3 protein-coding genes are annotated in these 1,976 nt (G+C 58.9%); all 3 read left to right on the top strand.

The genetic code is table 11. The features are described from left to right. The first annotated feature begins 409 nt into the window (after positions 1-409). The 3 genes from BXP70_RS28950 (at position 410) to BXP70_RS28945 (ending at position 1,965) form a co-directional block, all read left to right on the top strand. Positions 410-1,084 (top strand): porin family protein, encoded by a 675-nt coding sequence (locus BXP70_RS28950; protein WP_179197904.1) that lies wholly within the window; start codon positions 410-412, stop codon positions 1,082-1,084. Positions 1,085-1,314: 230 nt separating this feature from the next. Continuing rightward, positions 1,315-1,473 carry a hypothetical protein gene (locus BXP70_RS30175; RefSeq protein WP_179197903.1) on the top strand — a complete coding sequence of 53 codons (159 nt, stop codon included), beginning with the start codon at positions 1,315-1,317 and terminating at the stop codon, positions 1,471-1,473. 225 nt (positions 1,474-1,698) lie between these two features. Next, positions 1,699-1,965 carry a hypothetical protein gene (locus BXP70_RS28945; RefSeq protein WP_086597597.1) on the top strand — a complete coding sequence of 89 codons (267 nt, stop codon included), beginning with the start codon at positions 1,699-1,701 and terminating at the stop codon, positions 1,963-1,965. Positions 1,966-1,976: the final 11 nt, after the last annotated feature.

Below are 1,976 nucleotides of genomic sequence, written 5' to 3'. Positions count from 1 at the left end.
TCCTCGCTGACAGCCAAGCGGACTAGGAACAAGTGGGGAGAAGACGAGTACCAGCGCGCCCACGCACGGGGGATTTGGTCACCATTTGTCTGCACGCAGGAAAGACTAAGCCTGAACGCAGAAAGCGCTCTGTGTGGCGGAGTTTTTGGGTTACTACGAGGAGCCAAAGTAGTAGCTCACCTAGGCTTGCCAGCTACGGTTGCGTACCTCTTCGGCCCGGCTAGTGGAGATGGCTATAGCGGAGCGGAGCGGCCGGCGCACGGGCGGTATAGCATAGCTCCAGGCGCAGGTGCGTGGTTGCCTGATAGCTCACATGCAACCTTCTGCCAGTCAGCAGTCTCTTACGCGTAGCTACCTACTTGCTTCCTCGCTTCCTCGGCCTATGCGCTACGCTATTCCTCTTGCCCTAGTGAGTCTATTCGTTGCCAGTACCGGGTACGCGCAACAGGTTCGCTTCGGCGCGAAAGCAGGCCTGAATGCGAGTACGTATCAGGGAGCACCAGTACCCAATCCCGGGTTCCGGTTCGGCCCCGTTTTAGGTGTGCTCACCCGGTTGTCTTTAGGCCGGCACGGGTCCCTGCAACCGGAACTGCTCTACGAGCAGCGGGGCGCTACGACCGATTTACTCGCGGACGGACCGAATGGAGTTTTCAACCTTCCTACCATCTTCAGTCAGCAAACCCGCAGTCGGCTACACTACCTATCCTTACCCATGCTGGCCCGGGTAGAGGTAGGAAAGCTCTTCGCCGTGGCTGGGCCGCAGGTGAGCTATTTAGTACAGGCTCGCGAGCAAAGAACCACGCTGTTGGATGATCCCTATACTTATAACTTGGCGGTCCCTTTCACCGAAACCCGCGCCGGTACTGAGCAGTATCATCGCTGGGAGCTAGGCGGCGTTGTGGGCGTTGGCTATCAGGTACTAGCCGACCTGGCCGTGGAACTACGCTATGCGGCGGCGGTGACCCCCTTACGTCATTCGCCGCCCGCACTGCCCGCGGATTGGGTATCGTGGCCAGCTCGACTCGAGAAGGCCCGCACTACTAGCCTGCAGGCACAGGTAAGCTATACATTTGGATCCGAGTAATCAGTTCCTGTGTCTACCCATGCGTCGTACCGGTAGTTGCTAACTATCACCTCTTCTGCAGCGAGGCTCGCGAACGAATCTGCGCTGCTGTTGTTTCGCCAGTGCTGGCGTGGCGACCGATTGGCGTCGGCAGTTGGGCTAGCTTACACGTCAGATGCCTTGTGCTGCTGCCAATCAAGTTCGTGAGAGCGTAGCTGATAAAGGAGTGAAAGCGCCATCTTTGTGTTCTCATGTTCTCTCCTTTTCGTCCTTTGCAAGCTGGTGATCTGGTGCAACTCCTCGCGGGTGGCCCTTGTATGACCTTAGCCCTGATTGAAGGAACGCACGCCTTGTGCCTATGGCAGAAAGGGGTAGTGCTCAGCGCGATTCCTTTCCGCTTACTGGGTTGAAGCGGTGCCAGATACCTGCTTCTACGGGTGGTTAAGTCTTAGCCAAAAGGGCTGTACGCAAGCAGTCATTCGTAGGGCTAGCCGAGACTGCTTGCTGGCTTGTTTGCGTACTAGAGGGTAGGACGGCAAGCGCACAGAACAGACGCTGGCTGCGCGCTTAGGGTCGACAAGCGTATCCTGCGGCGGCGTCTTTCGTATAGCTGAGTATCTTTTCTGCGCCTGTGTATGACCCGCTCCGTGTTCACCCCTATCCCCGCCGAACTGCCCGAAGCTGAGCGGGCGGCCCGGCTCAAACGCCAGCATCAGGCCGAGTGGGGGCTGGCCGTCGCGCGGCTTGGGGGGACGGAGCCCAGCCCAGACATCTTGCAGGCGTTACAACGCTACATTGATGGCGCGCTCAGCCTGGCAGAATTGGCCGGCCTGCCGCCGCCGCCTCATGCTCCTTCCGCCGTGGTGGAAGCTACCCTGCGGCGGGAACAGTTTACGCGCTAAGGCAAACGCCA

It is taken from the genome of Hymenobacter crusticola, assembly GCF_002154225.1.
GTDB classification, from domain to species: Bacteria; Bacteroidota; Bacteroidia; order Cytophagales; family Hymenobacteraceae; genus Hymenobacter; species Hymenobacter crusticola.
This window is presented reverse-complemented; position numbering and strand designations above follow the sequence as displayed.

What these genes read in the sequence shown, in the direction of transcription:
- BXP70_RS30175 (WP_179197903.1), top strand. Translation starts at nt 1,315, where the DNA reads ATGTTCTCTCCTTTTCGTCCTTTGCAAGCTGGTGATCTGGTGCAACTC.
- BXP70_RS28945 (WP_086597597.1), top strand. Translation starts at nt 1,699, where the DNA reads ATGACCCGCTCCGTGTTCACCCCTATCCCCGCCGAACTGCCCGAAGCT.